The 17,392-nt window shown below is 72.4% G+C and carries 17 protein-coding genes; 5 read left to right on the top strand and 12 right to left on the bottom strand.

The features are described 5' to 3' along the window. Positions 1-92: 92 nt before the first annotated feature. Complete coding sequence (locus ACWCO3_RS17060) at positions 93-1,490, bottom strand: glutamyl-tRNA reductase (RefSeq protein ID WP_145778788.1); 1,398 nt, start codon at positions 1,488-1,490, stop codon at positions 93-95. Beyond that, positions 1,487-2,257 (bottom strand): redox-sensing transcriptional repressor Rex, encoded by a 771-nt coding sequence (locus ACWCO3_RS17055; RefSeq protein ID WP_145778787.1) that lies wholly within the window; start codon positions 2,255-2,257, stop codon positions 1,487-1,489. The genes ACWCO3_RS17060 and ACWCO3_RS17055 overlap by 4 nt, the downstream gene beginning before the upstream one ends. 370 nt (positions 2,258-2,627) lie before the next feature. Between ACWCO3_RS17055 and ACWCO3_RS17050 the strand changes: the two genes are divergently transcribed. Then, positions 2,628-3,932, top strand: a complete 1,305-nt coding sequence (locus ACWCO3_RS17050; protein ID WP_145778786.1) for a sensor histidine kinase — start codon at positions 2,628-2,630, stop codon at positions 3,930-3,932. Positions 3,933-3,972: 40 nt separating this feature from the next. Then, complete coding sequence (locus ACWCO3_RS17045; RefSeq protein WP_145778785.1) at positions 3,973-4,626, top strand: response regulator; 654 nt, start codon at positions 3,973-3,975, stop codon at positions 4,624-4,626. On the opposite strand, the gene ACWCO3_RS17040 is transcribed toward ACWCO3_RS17045, so the two are convergent. The 3 genes from ACWCO3_RS17040 to ACWCO3_RS17030 are packed head-to-tail and all read right to left on the bottom strand — an operon-like array spanning position 4,607 to position 7,247. Continuing rightward, positions 4,607-5,269: an HAD family hydrolase gene (locus tag ACWCO3_RS17040; RefSeq protein WP_450010813.1), complete on the bottom strand. Its 663-nt coding sequence runs from the start codon at positions 5,267-5,269 to the stop codon at positions 4,607-4,609. The two genes, ACWCO3_RS17045 and ACWCO3_RS17040, sit on opposite strands and share 20 nt — an antisense overlap. Positions 5,270-5,290: 21 nt before the next feature. After that, positions 5,291-5,545 (bottom strand): glutaredoxin family protein, encoded by a 255-nt coding sequence (locus ACWCO3_RS17035; RefSeq protein WP_030329740.1) that lies wholly within the window; start codon positions 5,543-5,545, stop codon positions 5,291-5,293. After that, a complete protein-coding gene (locus ACWCO3_RS17030) occupies positions 5,535-7,247 on the bottom strand; it encodes an AMP-binding protein (RefSeq protein WP_450010811.1) in 1,713 nt (570 codons plus the stop codon). Before ACWCO3_RS17030 ends, ACWCO3_RS17035 begins: the two co-directional genes overlap by 11 nt. A 498-nt stretch (positions 7,248-7,745) precedes the next feature. Between ACWCO3_RS17030 and ACWCO3_RS17025 the strand changes: the two genes are divergently transcribed. From ACWCO3_RS17025 to ACWCO3_RS17015, 3 genes are all read left to right on the top strand, one after another. Next, entirely contained in the window at positions 7,746-8,729 is a 984-nt protein-coding gene (locus ACWCO3_RS17025) for an ECF subfamily RNA polymerase sigma factor, BldN family (protein WP_450010809.1), read from the top strand. Between the two features lie 278 nt (positions 8,730-9,007). Further along, positions 9,008-9,883, top strand: coding sequence for a DUF5667 domain-containing protein (locus tag ACWCO3_RS17020; RefSeq protein ID WP_208744921.1), 876 nt, complete (start codon positions 9,008-9,010; stop codon positions 9,881-9,883). A gap of 120 nt (positions 9,884-10,003) precedes the next feature. Continuing rightward, a complete protein-coding gene (locus ACWCO3_RS17015) occupies positions 10,004-10,873 on the top strand; it encodes an HAD family hydrolase (protein ID WP_269682210.1) in 870 nt (289 codons plus the stop codon). A 47-nt stretch (positions 10,874-10,920) separates the two neighbouring features. On the opposite strand, the gene ACWCO3_RS17010 is transcribed toward ACWCO3_RS17015, so the two are convergent. The 7 genes from ACWCO3_RS17010 to ACWCO3_RS16980 all read right to left on the bottom strand — a co-directional run. Beyond that, positions 10,921-11,802, bottom strand: a complete 882-nt coding sequence (locus ACWCO3_RS17010; RefSeq protein WP_145785431.1) for a lysophospholipid acyltransferase family protein — start codon at positions 11,800-11,802, stop codon at positions 10,921-10,923. Positions 11,803-12,076: 274 nt separating this feature from the next. Then, positions 12,077-13,153, bottom strand: a complete 1,077-nt coding sequence (locus tag ACWCO3_RS17005) for an NAD-dependent epimerase/dehydratase family protein (protein ID WP_357834465.1) — start codon at positions 13,151-13,153, stop codon at positions 12,077-12,079. Between the two features lie 121 nt (positions 13,154-13,274). Next, a complete protein-coding gene (locus ACWCO3_RS17000) occupies positions 13,275-13,376 on the bottom strand; it encodes a 30S ribosomal protein bS22 (RefSeq protein WP_007465623.1) in 102 nt (33 codons plus the stop codon). A 214-nt stretch (positions 13,377-13,590) separates the two neighbouring features. Further along, positions 13,591-13,800 carry a helix-turn-helix domain-containing protein gene (locus tag ACWCO3_RS16995; RefSeq protein ID WP_007465625.1) on the bottom strand — a complete coding sequence of 70 codons (210 nt, stop codon included), beginning with the start codon at positions 13,798-13,800 and terminating at the stop codon, positions 13,591-13,593. Between the two features lie 214 nt (positions 13,801-14,014). Then, positions 14,015-15,199 (bottom strand): ABC transporter permease, encoded by a 1,185-nt coding sequence (locus ACWCO3_RS16990; protein WP_450010805.1) that lies wholly within the window; start codon positions 15,197-15,199, stop codon positions 14,015-14,017. Then, positions 15,196-16,116, bottom strand: coding sequence for an ABC transporter ATP-binding protein (locus ACWCO3_RS16985; RefSeq protein WP_450010803.1), 921 nt, complete (start codon positions 16,114-16,116; stop codon positions 15,196-15,198). The genes ACWCO3_RS16990 and ACWCO3_RS16985 overlap by 4 nt, the downstream gene beginning before the upstream one ends. Continuing rightward, positions 16,113-17,392 (bottom strand): efflux RND transporter periplasmic adaptor subunit (locus ACWCO3_RS16980; protein WP_450010801.1); only part of this gene is annotated, 1,280 nt, incomplete at its 5' end. The genes ACWCO3_RS16985 and ACWCO3_RS16980, both read right to left, overlap by 4 nt.

The raw sequence follows: 17,392 nt of genomic DNA, 5'->3' as shown, positions 1-17,392 counted from the left end.
GGCCGAGGCCGACGAGGTCCCGCAGAGCGGCGAGAGCAACGGCAGGATCTGATGGGTACGGGCGACGTCGAGGCCGAGGCGCAGGGGGGCGGTCATCGCGCACCTCCGGTGGGCGGGGTCGGCTCGGCGGTGTCGACCCGGGGCATCGGGTCGGTGCCGGGCAACGGCAGGCCGAGGTCGGGCGTGAGCACGTCCGGAACGGTGTCCACCGGCGAGGTCTGCGGGACCTCGAGGTCGAACAGTTCGCGCAGCAGGGCCGCGTACTGGTCGCCGCCGGGCTCGGCGGCCAACTGCCGGACCTTGACGGTGGGTTGGTGCAGCAGTCGCTGCACGACCCGGTGCACCGTGCGGGCCACCTCGGCTCGCAGGTCGTCGCCGAGGTCGGGGCGGCGCTGGGCGAGCCGGCGCAGCTCGGCGGTGACGACGTCGTCGGCGCGACCGCGCAGCGCGGCCACTGTGGGTGCCACGTCGGCTCCGCGCAGCCAGGTGAGGAAACCCTCCACCTCGCTCAGCACGATCCGTTCGACGGCTGCGGCGTCGGCGGCGGCCGGACCGTCGGCGAGCAGCGCCGCCATCCGGTCGATGTCGATCACCTCGACGCCGGGCAGCTCGGCAACGCCCTCTTCGACGTCGCGCGGGACGGCCAGGTCAAGCAGGACGAGCGGACCTCGGGCCGGGTCCCGTTCGGCCAGGGCGGCGCTGACCAACGTACGGGTGAGGACCGGTTCGGTGGACGCGGTGGCGGCCACTACGATGTCCACTGTGGAGAGGGTGTCGGCCAGCTCGGTCATCGGCGCGGCACTCGCCCCGTACGACTCGGCGAGCCGGACGGCCCGGTCGGCGCCCCGGTTGCTGACGGTGAGCGGGCCGGCTCCCAGTCGGGACAGCGTGGCCACTCCGAGCGAGCCCATCGCGCCGGCGCCGACCACCAGGGCCGGGCGGCCCACCAGGTCGCCGTCGAGGTGCCCGGCGGCCAACTCCAGCGCGGCGGTGACGACGCTCTGGCCGGCCCGGTCGATGCCGGTCTCGGCGTGGGCCCGCTTGCCGACCCGCAGGGCCTGCTGCATCAGCTCGTGCAGCAGGCGGCCGGCCGAGTCGGCGCCGGTGGCCCAGTGGTACGCGTCACGCAACTGCCCGAGGATCTGCGCCTCGCCGACGACCATCGAGTCCAGGCCGGTGGCGACCCGGAAGACGTGGTCCACGGCGGCGGTGTCGTAGTGCACGTACAGGTGGCTGGCGAGCGCCGCGGGTGGGCTGCCGGCCTGTTCGGCCAGGACGGCGCAGACGTCGCCGAGCCCGCCGTGGAAACCGGACACGGCGGCGTACACCTCCACCCGGTTGCAGGTGGAGACGATCACCGCCTCGGAGACGTACGGCTGGGCGATCAGGCGGTCCAGGGTTCGGGTCAGGTCGGCGGGGGGCACGGCCAGCTGCTCCAGCGTGGCGACCGGGGCGGTCCGGTAGGACGCGCCGACGACGAGCAGTTTCACGTGCCGATCGCCTCCTGGGTGTCGGTGGCCGCGAACCCGCCGGGCAGGGCGGTGAGAGCGGACCCGCCGGTGGCGGGCAGCGCGGTCAGCGATGCCTTGCGGTGCTCGTGGAAGGACAGAATCTGCAGCTCGATGGCGAGGTCGACCTTGCGCACGTCGACCCCCTCCGGAACCGAGAGTACGCACGGCGCGAAGTTGAGGATGCTCGTCACGCCGACGGCGACCAGTTGGTCGGCGACCTGCTGGGCGGCGGCGGCCGGGGTGGCGATCACGCCGATCGCGAGGGATTCCTCGGCGGCGACTGTGGGTAGGTCGTCGACATGCCGGACGACCAGGCCGTTGATCACCTCGCCGACGCGGGAGGGATCGGCGTCGAGCAGTGCGGCGATCCGGAAGCCTCGGCTGGCGAAGCCGTCGTAGCCGGCCAGGGCGTGACCGAGATTACCCACGCCGACCAGGGCGACAGCCCGTCGTTGGGTGAGCCCGAGCACATACTCGATCTGCTCGATCAGGAGCGCGACGTCGTAGCCGACTCCCCTGGTGCCGTACGAGCCAAGGTGTGAGAGGTCCTTGCGGAGCTTCGCGGAGTTGACTCCGGCAGCGGCGGAGAGGCCCTCGCTGGAGACCGTCTCGTGCCCGCTGTCGGCGAGGTTGTGCAGCGCGCGCAGGTATTCCGGGAGCCGAGCGACGGTCGCCTCGGGCAGGTCCGGGAGCGCTGGTACGGCACCGGCGCGGCCGGGCGCGCCTGGGTGACGGTGCTGACTCATGAGACTCCGTGCGGTGCGATCCTCGGCCAACTCCGCTGGTCGGCCGCTTATGGACTCCCGCTGGCGACCGAGGTTGCCGGCTGTGCTAGCAGGGCGCGTCGGAGTCACAGCGTAGGCGCTTGTGAAGACGTGCACAAATCGCGATCTTGCCGCTGCGTCACGCAACCTCACCAGCACCTCCATTCCGCAAGATCGATCCGGCGGGTCTGCCCGCGCGCCGCCCGGGCGATTATTGCTCAATCCCGACTTCTCTGACCAATCCCGCGCCGAGCCTTCCGGAGGTCGTCCCGCAGGTGGTAGGGGCAGCACTACGGAGGAGAGGCGGGGCTTCGGGATGGGGGCGGGAGGTCCGGATGCCTAGCCTTTTGGCATGACCGCCGTTGCCGCCACCAGCGAGCCACCGACTCTGGCGCCGAGCATCCCCCGCCAACTCTTCCTCGACTCCGGGTACGTGCTGCTCGGCCTGCCCCTGGCGCTGGCCAGCTTCATCGTCCTGATCGTCGGCCTCTCGGTCGGCGTCGGCCTGGTGGTCACCGTGATCGGCCTGCCGATCCTCAGCGGCACCCTGTACGCGGCCCGCGCGCTGGCCGACGTCGAGCGGCTGCGGCTGCCCTCGGTGCTCCGCCAGCCGCGGATCCGCCCGCACTACCGACTCCCCGAGGCGGGGGCGAACGCCTGGCGGCGGATCTTCGTGCCGATGCGGGACGCCCAGTCCTGGCTCGACCTGGCACACGGCATCCTGCGGCTGATCGCGGCGGTCGGCACCTTCGTGGTGACGGTGGCGTGGTGGGCCGCCGCGATCGCCGGCTCGCTCTACTGGGCGTACGACTGGGCCCTGCCCCACCCCTCCGGGGAGGGCGACCAGGATCTGGCCCAACTGCTCGGCCTGGGGGACTCGACCACCGCCCGGATCGGCCTGAACACCGCGCTCGGGGTGTTCTTCCTGATCACCCTGCCGATCGTGGTCCGGGGCTGCGCGCTGCTCCAGGCCAGCTTCGCCAAGGCCATGCTCACCGGGGTGGCCGAGATGCGGGACCGGATCACGGTGCTGGAGGAGCAGAAGCGGGCCGCCGTGTCCGCCGAGGCGTCCGCGCTGCGCCGGTTGGAACGCGACATCCACGACGGCCCCCAGCAGCGGCTGGTCCGGCTGGCGATGGACCTCAGCCGTGCCCGGATGCAGCTCGCCTCCGACCCGGAGGCGGCCGGCCGGACCATCGACGAGGCGGTCACCCAGACCCGGGACACGCTGGCCGAGTTGCGGGCGCTGTCCCGGGGCATCGCCCCACCGATCCTGGTCGACAGGGGCCTGCCCAGCGCCCTGGCCGCCATTGCCGCCCGCGGGCTGGTCCCGATCGAGCTACAGGTGGATCCGCAGCTCGGCACCCCGGCCGGGCGGCTCGACCCGGCGGTGGAGAACACCGCGTACTTCGTGGTGGCCGAGGCGTTGACCAACGTCGCCAAGCACGCCCGGGCCACCGAGGCCACGGTGGCCGTCGCCCGGCACGGCGCCCACCTCCAGGTGAGGGTGGGTGACGACGGACAGGGCGGCGCACACCTCGCCAAGGGTCACGGTCTGGCCGGAATCGCCGACCGGGTACGGGCCGCCGGCGGTGAGCTGACCGTGGTCAGCCCGAGCGGCGGCCCCACCGAGGTCCGCGCCGACCTGCCGCTGTGAACCACCGAAAGGCAGCCCCGACGTGGTAGACAACACAGCCATGCGCATCGTGATCGCCGACGACGCCGTCCTGCTCCGCGAAGGGCTGGTCCGGCTGCTGACCGAGAGTGGGCACCAGGTGGTGGCCGCCGTCGGGGACGGCGACGCGCTGGTCGAGGCGGTGGTGGAGCACCAGCCCGACGTGTCGATCGTCGACGTCCGGATGCCGCCGTCACACACCGACGAGGGGCTGCGGGCGGCGGTGGAGGCCCGTCGGCTGGTGCCGCGTACCCCGATCCTGGTGCTCTCCCAGTACGTCGAGGTCTCGTACGCCGATGATCTGCTCGCCACCACCGGCGGCTCCGGTGGTGGGATCGGTTACCTGCTCAAGGACCGGGTCGCGGCGATCGACGAGTTCCTGGACGCCCTACGCCGGGTCGCCGGCGGCGGCACGGTGCTCGACCCGGAGGTGGTCGGTCAGCTCTTCGCCCGCCGCCGCCGCGACGACCCGCTGAGCGAACTGACCCCACGCGAGCGTGAGGTGCTCGCGTTGATGGCGGAGGGGCGTTCGAACACCGCCATCGCCCGCGCCCTCGTGGTCAGCGACGGGGCGGTGGAGAAGCACGTACGCAACATCTTCACCAAGCTCACCCTGCCGCCGGACACCGAGCAGCACCGTCGGGTGCTGGCCGTCCTCACCTATCTGCGAAACTGACCTGCCGGGCCAGGGTCACCGCGTCGGTGAGGGTGTCGGCCACCGGGTGACCGGAGGCGCGCAGCCGGGCCGGGTCGGTGAACCCGCCGGTGTAAAGAACCGCCCGGCCGCCCACAGCGGTCGCCGCGTCCGCGTCGTCGATGGAGTCACCGATCAGCACCACCGAGGTGCCGTCCACGCCCAGCTCGGCCAGGTGCAGTTGGAGCGACTCGGCCTTACGGCCGCCGCCGACAGTGGCCCGCAGCCCGTCGACCCGGGCGAAGTGGCCGGTCAGCCCGTACGTGTGCACGGTCGGCACCAGCTCCTCGTGGAACCACATGGAGAGCAGGCTCTGGCCGCCCGGCCAGGCGGCCATCGCGGTGCGCGCGTCGGCGGCCAGCTCACAGGTGGTCAACCCGGTGCGGTACGCGTCGTGGAAGATCCGGTCCAGTCGGCCGAACTCGTCGTCGTCGACGGCCTGGCCGAGCACCTCGGCGTAGTACTCGGCGATCGGTCGGCGGAACCGCACCCGGTGCTCGTCCAGGGTGACCGTCGGCCCGCCGAGGCTGGCGAAGACGACGTTGGTGGCGGACACCACCAGGCTGAGGTCGTTGAGCAGGGTGCCGTTCCAGTCCCAGACGAGGTGCGGGTGCGCAGTGGTCATCAGAGCACCCTAGGCCCCGTTTCAGAGCTGCGGCGTGGTCAGGTCCCGCAGCAGCCGGTCCTCCTCGACCCGCCAGTAACCGTGCTCCTTGCCGTCCAGCATCACCACCGGCAGCCGGTCCCCGTACTCCCGCTCCAGGCCCTCGTCGCCGGTGACGTCCCACTCGACCCACTTGTCGCCGGTGACCGCCACCACCCGGTCGAGCGCCGCCTTGGCGTCGTCGCACAGGTGGCAGCCGGGTCGGGTGATCAGGGCGAGCCGGGCGTCAGTGGCCATCGGTTACCTCCGTGCGGGTGTCGGCGGGTGCGGACGCTCCGGCCGGGGCCGCCGACCGGAGCTGGGTCTTGCGTACCTTGCCGATCGCCGAGTGGGGCAGGGCGTCGACGATCTCGACGGCGGTCGGGCACTTGAACCGGGCGAGGTTCCGTGCGCAGTGGGCGAGCAGGTCGTCGCTGGTCACCGGTCGCCCCGGCTTCGGCACCACGTACGCCCGCACAGTCTCGCCGGTCCGCGGGTGCGGCACACCCAGTACCGCCGACTCGGCCACCTCGGGGTGCCCGGCCAGCACCAACTCGACCTCGTGCGGATAGACGTTGAATCCGTTGACCAGGATCAGCTCGCCGAGCCGGTCGACCAGGAAGAGGTCCCCGTCCTCGTCGGCGTAGGCGATGTCCCCGGTGCCCCACCAGCCGTCGGCGTCGGGCCCACCCCGACCGTCGGGCCAGTAGCCGTCGAAGAGGTTGGGGCCGCGCACGACGATCTGCCCCGGGTCGGTGCCCGGCGTCATATCGGAGATGTCCAGCTCGTCCGGGTCGTCGTCGGGGACGGCAAGCCCGTCGCGCCAGAGGTCCACCCCGTCGGCGCCGACCAGGCGTAACCCCACCCCGGGCAGTGGACGGCCGATCGAGCCGGCCTTGGCCACACCACCCACCAGGGTGGAGGTCAGCACCGGGGCGGTCTCGGTGAGGCCGTACCCGATGTGCACCTGATGCCCGGTGGCCTCGGTGAAGCGCGCCGCGACCGGGGGTTCCAGCGGCGCCGCGCCACAGACCGCCACCCGCACCGACGCGGTCGCCGCGCGGGCCGTGGGGGCGTCGGCCCAGGTCAGGAACATCGACGGTACGCCGACCAGCACGGTGACCCGGTGCCGGGCGATCTCGTCCAGCCCTGCGGTCGGGCCCAGCTCGTCGAGCAGCACCCCGGTTGCGCCGTTGTCGATGACGGCACCGAGCCCCGAGTTGAGCCCGTACGCGTGGAACAGCGGCAACGCGAGCAGCACAGTATCCGCCGGCCCGACCACCGGCGGTTCGATCCCGTCGACCTGCTGGAGGTTGGCGAGCAGCGCCCGGTGCGAGAGCATCGCCCCCTTGGGTCGCCCCTCGGTGCCGGAGGTGTAGAGCAGTACCGCCAGGTCGGTGCCGCCTCGGCGCGGGCGGGCCGGGCCGGGTGAGTCGGCTGTCGGCGGCGTGCTGTGCACGGCGACGAGCGCGGGCAGTTCGGCGGTCAGGTCGGCGACGAGGTTTCGGACCTGGTCGGTGGCGACGAGCACCGACGCGCCGGAGTCGGACAACACGTGCCGCAGTTCCGGTGCGGTGAGGCCGGGGTTGACCGGCACGGCGACCAATCCCGCCCGCAGAGCGCCGAGCCAGGTGACCACGAAGTCGATGGTGTTCGGCAGCGCGATCGCGACGCGTGGCGGCGTACCGCCGGGGTCGGTGTGCGGGGCGGCGGCGGACAGACCGCGCGCGGCGGCGTCCACGGCGGCGTCCAGGTCGGACCAGCTGACCGTCTGGTCGCGCCAGTGCAGCGCGGCCCGGTCGTCGCGGTCGTGAGCCGCCCGGCGGACCCGGTCGGCGAGGTTCGGCGCGGGGTTTACCGAGGCGTCCTGCACGGTGATCGAGTCTGGCACAGCGGGCGACGACAGGCCACGCCCGACGGGTGGGTCCGCGCCTGGGCGGCGACCACACGAGAGTCCCATCGACGGGACTGCGCCGTGTGCCATCGGCGGCCCGATCGGGTCCTGCCGATGGGACGGGCGACGCCGTCCACAAGCGCTTCGGCGCGCCCGTGCGACCACCCGACGCGACGGGCCGACCGAACGTCCAACAAGCCCCCGATCAGGTATTCCATTGTGGAACAGCGTGCGAACGGAAAGTCAAACGCACACGACGGACAACCGGTCCGGCATTGGTGCGACGGAGCGGGAAATACTTCCGCCTTGTGTAACGGACTTGCCACGCGCGGGTGACGTTGGCCCTATCATCACTCGGGTCGGGTCACCCCATTTGCCGTGAGTCGACACCCCTCAGCCCGAGGAGGCCCCCGTGCCTGTGAGCGCATTGGACCAGCACCTCCAGGGGAATTGCCGCCCGTCGGCAATCCCCGCGACCGTTCTGCCCGACCGGGAGCCCGGTCGGCCCGTCCCGACGACCCACAGACCGACCCGTCCGACCGACAACGGGGCGGGGGCAGCACGGTGACCACCTTCGGTTACGCGGAACGCCCGCTCGGCCTGACCGGTCAGCCGGCTCGCTCCCACGTCAACGAGCGACCCACGGCCCGTTCCCCGCTGGACGATCCACACGGCACCGCCGTGCGGGGCGACGGCGCGGCGCAGCGGATCCGCAGTCGGCCACACACCAACGAACCCACACCGCGCCCGTCGGCGCCCGGCGGCAACGCGAAGACGCCCGGGGGCCGGGTCGGTGCACCCCCCCGGCCGTTGCCCGCGCAGGGCCGACGGGGAAGCGACACACCCGCGGTGACCACCGACCCGGCGGCGGGCGAGACGGCGGTGATTCCGGCGGTGCCGGCGGAGGCGGCGGTGATTCCGGCGGTGCCGGCCGAACCCGCCACCACCCCGACCGGGTTCCCGAGCCGCCCGGACCCGTCCGACCCGGCCACCGAGGTCTGGACGCTGATCGAGCGGGCCCAGGCCGGCGATTCCGAGGCGTTCGGCCTGATCTACGACCGGTATGTGGACACTGTCTTCCGGTTCGTCTACTTCCGGGTCGGCAACCGCCAACTCGCCGAGGACCTCACCTCGGACACCTTCCTGCGCGCGCTCAAGCGGATCGGCAGCTTCACCTGGCAGGGTCGCGACCTCGGCGCCTGGCTGGTGACGATCGCCCGCAACCTGGTGGCGGACCACTTCAAGTCGGGCCGGTACCGGCTGGAGGTCACCACCGGCGACGTGCTCGACGCCGACCGGGAGGACCGGGGCCCCGAGGGCAGCCCGGAGGCCGCGGTGGTGGAGCACATCACCAACGTCGCGCTGCTCACCGCCGTGAAGCAACTCAACCCGGAGCAGCAGGAGTGCATCGTTCTCCGCTTCCTCCAGGGTTTCTCGGTCGCCGAAACGGCCCGCGCCATGGGCAAGAACGAGGGCGCCATCAAGGCCCTCCAGTACCGGGCGGTTCGCGCCCTGGCCCGACTCCTCCCGGACGGCTTCCAACCGTAGATTGTTTCGAGAGACCGATGGATGTCGATCAACGTCTGCCCAGCTCAGAGCCGGTGCAGCCCGGTGACAACCATCACTTTGTGTAATTTCCGCCCCGCCTGGCCCGTAACCCGTGCCCGGTCCGCCGCGTTTCTCCGGGTGCGACCGGTGGAGGTCCCGGCAGGCCCGGGCACCGAGGTCCCACCGGTACGCCGGCGGCACCTCACCTCCGTGGTGTCACACTGCCGCCCGGTCGCTGGCAACGACGGCGGCCGACCGGCCGTGACCAGCGAGAGGAGGTGCCTGCGGTGGACGACATCCTCTTCTCCCGCCGGCGCGCCGAGCGCTTCGCGCAGCTTCTCGACGAGGCCAACGGGGCTCGGCGGCACCACGTGCGATCGCGGGTGGACGCCCAACTCGCGCCACTCGTAGCGGTGGGCCAGCGACTCAGCGTCGATCCCCCGGCTGTCGAGGTGAACCCGGAATTCCGGACCGGCCTGCGGGCGATGCTGCTCGCGACGGCCGAACGGGAAGGGCTGGGCACCGCCCCGGCAGCCAGCGAAGCGGCCACCACGACGACCCGCGGGCGGCTGCTACCGGCGGTCACCGCGCGGCGGGCCCGAGCCCGGGGCGCGATCCTGGTCGGCATCGCCGCCGGCGCCATCGCTGTCTCCGGCATCTCCGCCGCCAGCGAGAACGCGGTGCCCGGCGACGCGCTCTACGGCATGAAGCGCTCGACCGAACGCGCCCAGCTCGCCCTGGCCAGCTCGGACATCAGCCGCGGCCAGCTCTTCCTGGACTTCGCCCGGACCAGGCTCGGCGAAGCCGCCAAAATGCGCGGCGACCGGATCGGCTACAGCGCGGTCCTCGACGACATGGACGCCGACACCCGGCAGGGCGTCCGCCTGCTCACCTCCGCCGCGGTGCAGCGGGCCGAGCCGGGCAGCCTGGACACCCTCAACACCTTCGTCGCAAGCCAACGTCGCGCGGTGAGCGGCCTGCTCGACGGGAGCACCCGCGCCGACCGGGAACGCACCCAGCGGTCGCTGCTCCTCCTGGACGACATCCGGGAACGTTCGGACTCGCTGCGCGCGGCAATCGCCTGCGGCCTCCCGGCCCCGACCACCAGCGACACCCTCGGGCCCGATCCGAAGGCCTGCCCCGGGTCCCGCTGATCCCTATACCGCACGTCCGACCGGCCGCGCCACAGTTCGTTGTGTGCTCGGCCGGTCGACCGTCTGCGGCGGATACCCTCGCTGGGAGGCATCCGTCGTACCGGTGAGGAAGGGAGTCGCGTGGCGCGCAGCCGTAAGGTGACGGTCAGCACCGACGCCGAGGGGCACACTGCGGGCTGGGCGGAGACCGACCTGGCTCCGGCCACCGCACCGGACACGGCGGCCGCGGCGTTCTTCGACGTGGACAACACGATGATGCAGGGCGCGTCGATCTACTGGTTCGCCCGTGGGCTCGCCTCCCGCAACTACCTCACCACCGGTGATCTGGCTCGATTCGCCTGGCAGCAGCTCCGGTTCCGGCTGCTCGCCCGGGAACACGCGGGTGACATGTCACTGGCCAAGGAGGCCGCGCTGGCCTTCGTGCAGGGCTGGCGGGTCGACGAGGTGGAGCACCTCGCGGAGGAGATCTTCGACGAGATGATGGCTCCCCGGATCTGGGCCGGCACCCACCAACTCGCACAACGCCACCTGGACGCCGGCCAGCGGGTGTGGCTGGTCAGCGCCGCCCCGGTGGAGATCGGCCGGGTGATCGCCGCCAGGCTCGGTCTCACCGGTGCTATCGGCACTGTGGCCGAGGTGCTGGACGGGGCGTACACCGGGCGGTTGGTGGGTGACCTGATGCACGGGCCGGCGAAGGCCGAGGCGGTCACCCAGCTCGCCGCGGTGGAAGGGCTCGACCTGACCCGCTGCGCCGCCTACAGCGACTCCGCCAACGACCTGCCGCTGCTCTCCGCGGTGGGCAGGGCGGTGGCCGTCAACCCGGACGGCAGCCTGCTGCGTCAGGCCCGCCGGCACGGTTGGGAGGTGCGGGACTTCCGCACTGGCCGGCGGGCGGTGAAGATCGCGGTGCCGTCGACAGCGGCAGCCGGGTTGGTCGCCGGCGCGGTCACCGCCGGCCTGGCCCTACAGCGACGCCGTCGCGCCGGCTGACCTCACGCGTCACGCTGTCGCGTTGGCCGGCTGTCGTGTTGGCCGGCTCAGGGGCCAAACGGGTCGGGCCGTCGCTCCAGCAGCGTGTGCACGGTCTGCTGGATGGTCTCCCGCACCTGGTCGGCGAGGTTGAACACCACCAGCGGGTCGTCCGCCGAGTCGGTCAGGTGGGCGGTGGGGATCGGCGGGCAGAACTCGATCAGCCACTTGCTCGGCAGCGGCACCATGCCCAACGGCCCGAGCCACGGAAAGGTCGGCGTCACCGGGAAGTACGGCAGCTTGAGCAGCCGCGCCAGCGGCTTGATGTCGGCGAGCATCGGGTAGATCTCCTCGCCACCCACGATGGCGACCGGCACGATCGGTGTGCCGGTGCGCAGCGCCGCCGAGACGAAACCGCCCCGCCCGAACCGTTGGAGCTTGTACCGGTCGGCGTAGAGCTTGCCGATCCCCTTGAAACCCTCGGGGAACACGCCGACCAGGTCACCCGCGCCGAGCAGCCGCTCCGCGTCCGGGTTGCAGGCCACAGTGCCACCGGTCTTGCGGGCGATCTCGGAGACCACCGGCATCCGGAAGACCAGGTCGGCGCCGAGCAGCCGCAGGTAGCGGTGCGCGGGGTGCTTGTCGTGCAGCGCCGCCGAGAGGATCAACGCGTCCAGCGCCACAGTCCCCGAGTGGTTGCCGACCACCAGGGCAGGCCCGTCGACCGGCACATGCTCGACACCACTGACCTCGGTGCGGAACCAGTCGCGGTAGAGCAGCCGCAGCAGCGGGTGGAAGACCGCGTCGGTCAACTCCGAGTCGAAGCCGAACTCGTCGACCTCGTAGTCACCAGAGAGCCGCCGGCGCAGGAACGCCAGACCGTTCGCGACCTTGCTGTCCCAGTGGTCCCCCGGCCGGTCCGCCACGGCCGGCTCGGTGCCACCCGACATCCCAGCGTCCGCGGGGTCGCCCGCGTTCGCGACGGGCTCGTCGGTGGCAGCGGTGTCGACCTCGTCGGCAGGCGGCGTCGGGGGCGGGGTCGGCGCGACCCGCGCGACCGGCCGGTGCCCGTTACGCCGCGCCGGCTCCGCGTCCGGCGCGGGCGACTGCTGCGGTACGTCGAAACGCCCGACCCCCTGCGGGTCACGTCCCTCCGCGGGCCCGGTCACAGTGCCACCTCGGTTCGCGACTGCGGGGCTCGCAAACCCGGCTCACTCCTCGCGCTCACGGTGCCCGCTCCGTTACTGCCGCGCGGACCTGTCGGATGCCGTCCCGGACGAGCTGTTCGGCAACTGCCAACTGGTCCCGGGTGACCACCACCCCACCGTGGTGGGCGCGGATGAAGTCCTCGAACGCTTCGGCGGTGGAGCGCGGCGTGAAGCCGTACTCCTGCTCCAGCCGGCTGGTGTCGACCACGCGGCCGTGCACGAAGAGGTCGACCTGGTCCAGGCCGTAACGGCCGAAGCCCATGGTGCGGGCCAGTGCCGCGGCACCGGAGAGACCCGGTTCCAGCACCGGCACAGCCACCCGGCCGGCCCGCCGGATCGCCTGCGACAGCGACAGCACACCCGGACCGGCGACGTTGTAGGTGCCGGGATGGTCCTCGACGATCGACCGGTGCAGCACCTCCAACGCGTCGTCGAAGTGCAGGAACTGCAGACGGGGGTCACGGCCGAAGACGGTCGGCACGAACGGCTGCGCGAAGTAGCGGGTCAATGTGGTGTCGGCGGTCGAACCGATGAACGGCGCGAAGCGCAGCACCGTCGCGGTGACGTCGGGCCGGCGGCGGCGGAAGCCGCGAACGTACCCCTCGAGGTCGAGAATGTCGCGGCCGAACCCGCCGCGTGGCACCTCGCGCGGTTCGGTCTCCTCGGTGAAGACCGCCGGGTCCCGGAACGAGACCCCGTACGCGGCGGTCGACGAGCGGACCACGAGCTTGCGCAGCCGGGGTGCCCGTTGGCAGGCGGCCAACAGGTGCATGGTGCCGATGACGTTCTGGTCCTTCATGGCCGACCGACCACCGTGCTGCTGGTCGGGGGCGCTGACCAGCGCGAGGTGCACCACCGCGTCGACGTCCAGATCGGCGAGGAGGCCGCCGAGCGAGTCGCTGTCGAGGCGGATTCGTTCGACCCGGTCCAGCAGGTCGGTGAACTCGGTGCCCGAGTCCGGGGCGTCCACCCCGATGACCCGTTCGATCCGAGGGTCGGCGGCCAGGCGGGCCGCCACGTGGGCACCCAGGTAGCGGCCCACCCCGGTGACGACGACGACCCCCGGAGCACCTGAGGTGCCACCGGGGGTCATCTGACGCACCTACCCCGGCAGGGAGGACCGAGCCGGGACGACCACGGCCTGATCACCTGAGCCTCCGGAGATCGACAGTTAGGCAAGTGACGCCGAACGCCGGGCGTAAGCCCGGCGGCGATCACTTGCCGAGACGGCGACGCTGGACGCGGGTCTTGCGCAGCAGCTTGCGGTGCTTCTTCTTAGCCATGCGCTTACGGCGCTTCTTGACCACCGAGCCCATACGACAGCCTTTCGATACAACGTGCGGGGCGGACCGGATGACACCACGCAGGTGGCGACGGCGACCGCTTGCGGACAACGGACCGGACCAGTCTGGGCGGCGGGGCGCACCTGTGGGGTCTCGGTCGGGCTCCAGGGTAGCCGGAGAGCGTAAGCCGGACCAACGCGCCCCCGTCGATGCCGGTTAGGTGGCACTCGCAGGGCGGGGCGGTGGCTCAGGCGGTCTCCTGAAAAGCACCCCGGAGATATTCGTGCACCGCATGCTCTGGCACCCGGAATGAGCGGCCGACCCGGACGGCGGTGAGCTCACCGCTGTGCACCAGGCGATAGACCGTCATCTTCGACACCCGCATGACCGTCGCCACCTCAGCAACGGTCAGGAACTTGACCTCCGACAGCCGTCCGTCGGACTGCGACCCGGCCATGGCTCACCGACCCATCCCATGCCCGGCGCGTGCCAACCCGACGGATGCTCCGGGCCGGGCCGACGACGCGCGTGTTACCAGTACGGTAGCGGGGCGGTTGTGACCGGCGCGATCCCTTCGTACAACTGATCATGTTTCTCCTCACCGGTTCACCCGATCCGTGCTCCCGGTTTCCGCCCACCTGAGGCCGCCGTCCCGTCTGTTCCGCCGCTGCTCACTCGGCGCGCAGCGCCACCACCGGGTCGAGGCGGCCGGCGCGCTGCGCGGGGACGACCCCGAAGACGATGCCGACCACGGCTGACACGCCGAACGCGAGCGCCAGCGACCACCAGGTGATCGCGGCCGGGATCGGCGACAGGGCGTCAACCAGCAGGGCGCTCCCCACGCCCAACGCCATTCCGGTCAACCCGCCGATCGTGGTGAGCAGCACCGCTTCCAACAGGAACTGCACCCCGATGTCGCGGGGACGCGCGCCGACCGCCTTGCGCAGACCGATCTCCCTGGTCCGTTCCCGGACGCTGACCAGCATGATGTTGGAGACACCGACGCCGCCGACGAGCAACGAGATGCCGGCGATGGCGGCCAGTACTCCGGTGAGGACGCCGAGGATGTCGCCGAGCACACCGAGGATCTGCTGCTGCGTGACAGCGCTGAACTCGGTGTCGGGGTGGCGGCGGTTCAGCTCGGCGACGATCCGCTCGCCCAGCTCGTCGATCCGCTCCCGGTCGGGTGCCTTGACCGCGATGCCGTCCACCCGCTGGGTGCCCCAGAGCCGCTGCGCGGCGGTCACCGGCACGTGCACCTCGTCGTCCCGGTCGACGCCGAGGCTCTGCCCCAGGGGCGCGAAGACGCCGATCACCCGGAACCGCACACCGGCCAGCGCCACCTGCTGGCCGAGCGGGTCCCGGTCGGGGAAGAGCGCGCGGGCGACCGAGTCGCCGAGCACCGCCACGCGTCGGCTGGTGTCCACGTCGGTGCCGGTGAGGTAGCGACCACGGGCCAGGGAGCGGGTGAACACCGCGGGGGTGGTCTCCAGCACCCCCTGCACTGTGGTGAAGTCGGAGCGGTTGCCGGCCCGGGCGGTCGCCCCGGAGGCGACGGTGACCGCCACCCGGTCCGGGTCGCCGACCACCCGGGTGACGGCGTCCACGTCGCGAAGGGTCAGCGGCGACACCACCGGAGCGTTGCCCACCTCGATCCGGCCGGGGACGACCAGCAGCAGGTTGGAGCCGAGGCCCTCGACCTGTTGCTCGACCTTCTGTTTGGTGCCGGTGCCGATGGCCACCAGCAGGACGACCGAGGCCACCCCGATGATCACCCCGAGCATGGTGAGGGCGCTGCGCAGTCGGTTGGCGCGGAGGGCGTCCAGCGCGACCCGCCACGCCTCGGCGACCCTCACGTCGCGCCGCCGGGCGGCTCGATGTCGGGCTGATCAGCAGCGGCCTCGCGCTGCTCGACCTCGCGCGGAAGGCACCCGGTGGCTCCGGCGGCGCCACCGGAGCCACCGGGTGGGTGCCCCGGGCCGCTTCCGGACGCGGACCGGGGCTCCGCGCTGGGAGCGGGGACCAGTGTCGCAGGTCGACCGTGATCGACGGACGGCGGTCGATCATGGGCGGACAGCGGGTCGTCGCTGTCCGCCACGACCACCCCGTCGCGCATGGTGATCCGCCGGCGGGCACGCGCCGCCACCTCCTGGTCGTGGGTGACCATCACCAGCGCCACGCCGGACTCGGCGTTCAACCGCTCCAGCAGCTCCAGCACGGCCGCGCCGGTGACGCTGTCCAGGTTGCCGGTGGGCTCGTCGGCCAGGAGCACGGTCGGCTCGGTGACCAACGCGCGGGCGATCGCCACCCGTTGCTGCTCGCCGCCGGACATCTGGTTGGGCCGGTGGTCCAGCCGGTGCCCGAGGCCGACCCGGCCGAGCACCGCCGCCGCCCGCTCCCGCCGTCGCCGGGCGGACACACCCCGGTAGACCAGCGGCAGCGCCACGTTCTCCACGGCCGACGTACGCGGTAGCAGGTGGAACGCCTGGAAGACGAAACCGATCGTCTCGTTGCGCAGGGTGGCCATCTCCGATGGGGCCAGGGTGTTGACGTCCCGCCCACCGATCACCAGACGGCCACCGGTGGGGCGGTCCAACCCGCCGAGGAGGTGCATGAGGGTGGACTTGCCCGAGCCGGACGGGCCGACCAGGGCCACGTAGTCCCCCGGTTGCACGACCAGCGACACCCCGCGTAGCGCCTCGACGGACACCCCGTCGAGTTGGTACGTCCGGGACACGTCCACCGCCTCGATCGCGGGCGGGGCGACGGTCACCGCACCTCCTGGCCGTCACGGACCTGGTCGGTGCCGCGCACCACGATCCGGTCGCCGGGTTGGACACCGTTGAGGATCTGCACGAGATCGGACCCCTGGACGCCCACTGTCACCGCCGCCCGCCCGGCCTTGCCGTCGCGGACCACCCAGACCGCGTCGCGGCCGTCGGCGGAGAACACCGCCGAGGCGGGGACGGTCACCGCGTCGGCGGCCTCGCGTACCCGCAGGTGGACTATCGCGTTCATGCCGGGGCGGGGCGTCGGCGCCGGCTCGTCCTCGGCCAGCTTCCCGGCGCCCAGGGCGAGGCGTACCCGGTAGGTGACCCCGCCCTGGGCGGAGTTGGTGGGCAGCACGTCGACCGAGCGGACGGTGGCGTCGTAGCTGGCCCCGGTGACGGCGTCCAACTCGACGGTGGCGGTCACGCCGGCCTTGACCAGCAGCACGTCGGTCTCGTCCACCTCGGCGAGCAGCCCCAACTGCCCGGTGTCCACCACGGTCAGGACCGGTGTGCCGGCGGTGACCCGGCCACCGACCGCTACCGCGTCGTCGACCCCGGCCGGTGGCCCGCCCTGGCCGGGGGCCAGCACGGACGGGTCGAGGCCGGCGGCCTGGGCACCACCGGCCTGCTCCAACAGCCCGGCGAGACCACCGGTCGGGCTGCCACCGGCCCGAGTGCCACCCGGCTGCACCACGCCGGCGATCGGAGCGCGCAGGGTCAACGCGTCCACTGTCGACTTCGCCAGGTCGTACCCCTGCTGGGCCTGGAGCCGCTGCGCCGCGGAGAGCGCGCCGACGGCGGAGCTCAACCCGTTGATCCCCCGCTGGACGGCGCGCACGGCCTGGTCGGCGCTGCGGGCGGCGGCGGTGTACTGCCGCTGGGCGGCCGTCACCTGGGTCAGCAGCGCGCCGCGCACCTTTGGGTCGGCGATCTTCTCCGCGGCCTCGCGGGCGGCGTCGAACGCCTCGTTCGCGGCCTTGTCCGTGCCGCGTCGGCTGCTGGTCAGGTCACCAGTGGAGACACCCCGGCCGGCGCGCTTCGCCGCGTCCAGGGCCTCCTTCGCCTGCCGGAGCCGCTGCTGGGCGGAGGGCGAGTCGACCACGGCGAGGACCTGACCGCGCTTCACCGACTGGCCGGGCTGGACGGGGAGGCTCGCCAGCGTGCCGTCGGCGGGAGCGGTGAGGGTGGCGGCGGCCCGGGCGGTCACCGTCGCCGGCGCGTCGATCACCTCGCTGACCGGGTTGCGGGCCGCGGACGCCAACGCGAGGTCCGGGGCGT

The sequence above is a fragment of the Micromonospora sp. NPDC002411 genome (assembly GCF_053592955.1).
The sequence above is the reverse complement of the archived record's forward strand: the minus strand, read 5'-3'. Positions and strand labels throughout refer to the sequence as shown.

Excerpts from the sequence above, each read along its gene's own strand:
- ACWCO3_RS17005 (WP_357834465.1), bottom strand. The coding sequence starts at position 13,153 with ATGACCCCCGGTGGCACCTCAGGTGCTCCGGGGGTCGTCGTCGTCACC.
- ACWCO3_RS17050 (WP_145778786.1), top strand. The coding sequence starts at position 2,628 with ATGACCGCCGTTGCCGCCACCAGCGAGCCACCGACTCTGGCGCCGAGC.
- ACWCO3_RS17055 (WP_145778787.1), bottom strand. The coding sequence starts at position 2,257 with ATGAGTCAGCACCGTCACCCAGGCGCGCCCGGCCGCGCCGGTGCCGTA.
- ACWCO3_RS17040 (WP_450010813.1), bottom strand. The coding sequence starts at position 5,269 with ATGACCACTGCGCACCCGCACCTCGTCTGGGACTGGAACGGCACCCTG.
- ACWCO3_RS16995 (WP_007465625.1), bottom strand. The coding sequence starts at position 13,800 with ATGGCCGGGTCGCAGTCCGACGGACGGCTGTCGGAGGTCAAGTTCCTG.
- ACWCO3_RS17000 (WP_007465623.1), bottom strand. The coding sequence starts at position 13,376 with ATGGGCTCGGTGGTCAAGAAGCGCCGTAAGCGCATGGCTAAGAAGAAG.
- ACWCO3_RS17010 (WP_145785431.1), bottom strand. The coding sequence starts at position 11,802 with ATGTCGGGTGGCACCGAGCCGGCCGTGGCGGACCGGCCGGGGGACCAC.
- ACWCO3_RS17030 (WP_450010811.1), bottom strand. The coding sequence starts at position 7,247 with ATGGGACTCTCGTGTGGTCGCCGCCCAGGCGCGGACCCACCCGTCGGG.
- ACWCO3_RS17045 (WP_145778785.1), top strand. The coding sequence starts at position 3,973 with ATGCGCATCGTGATCGCCGACGACGCCGTCCTGCTCCGCGAAGGGCTG.
- ACWCO3_RS17035 (WP_030329740.1), bottom strand. The coding sequence starts at position 5,545 with ATGGCCACTGACGCCCGGCTCGCCCTGATCACCCGACCCGGCTGCCAC.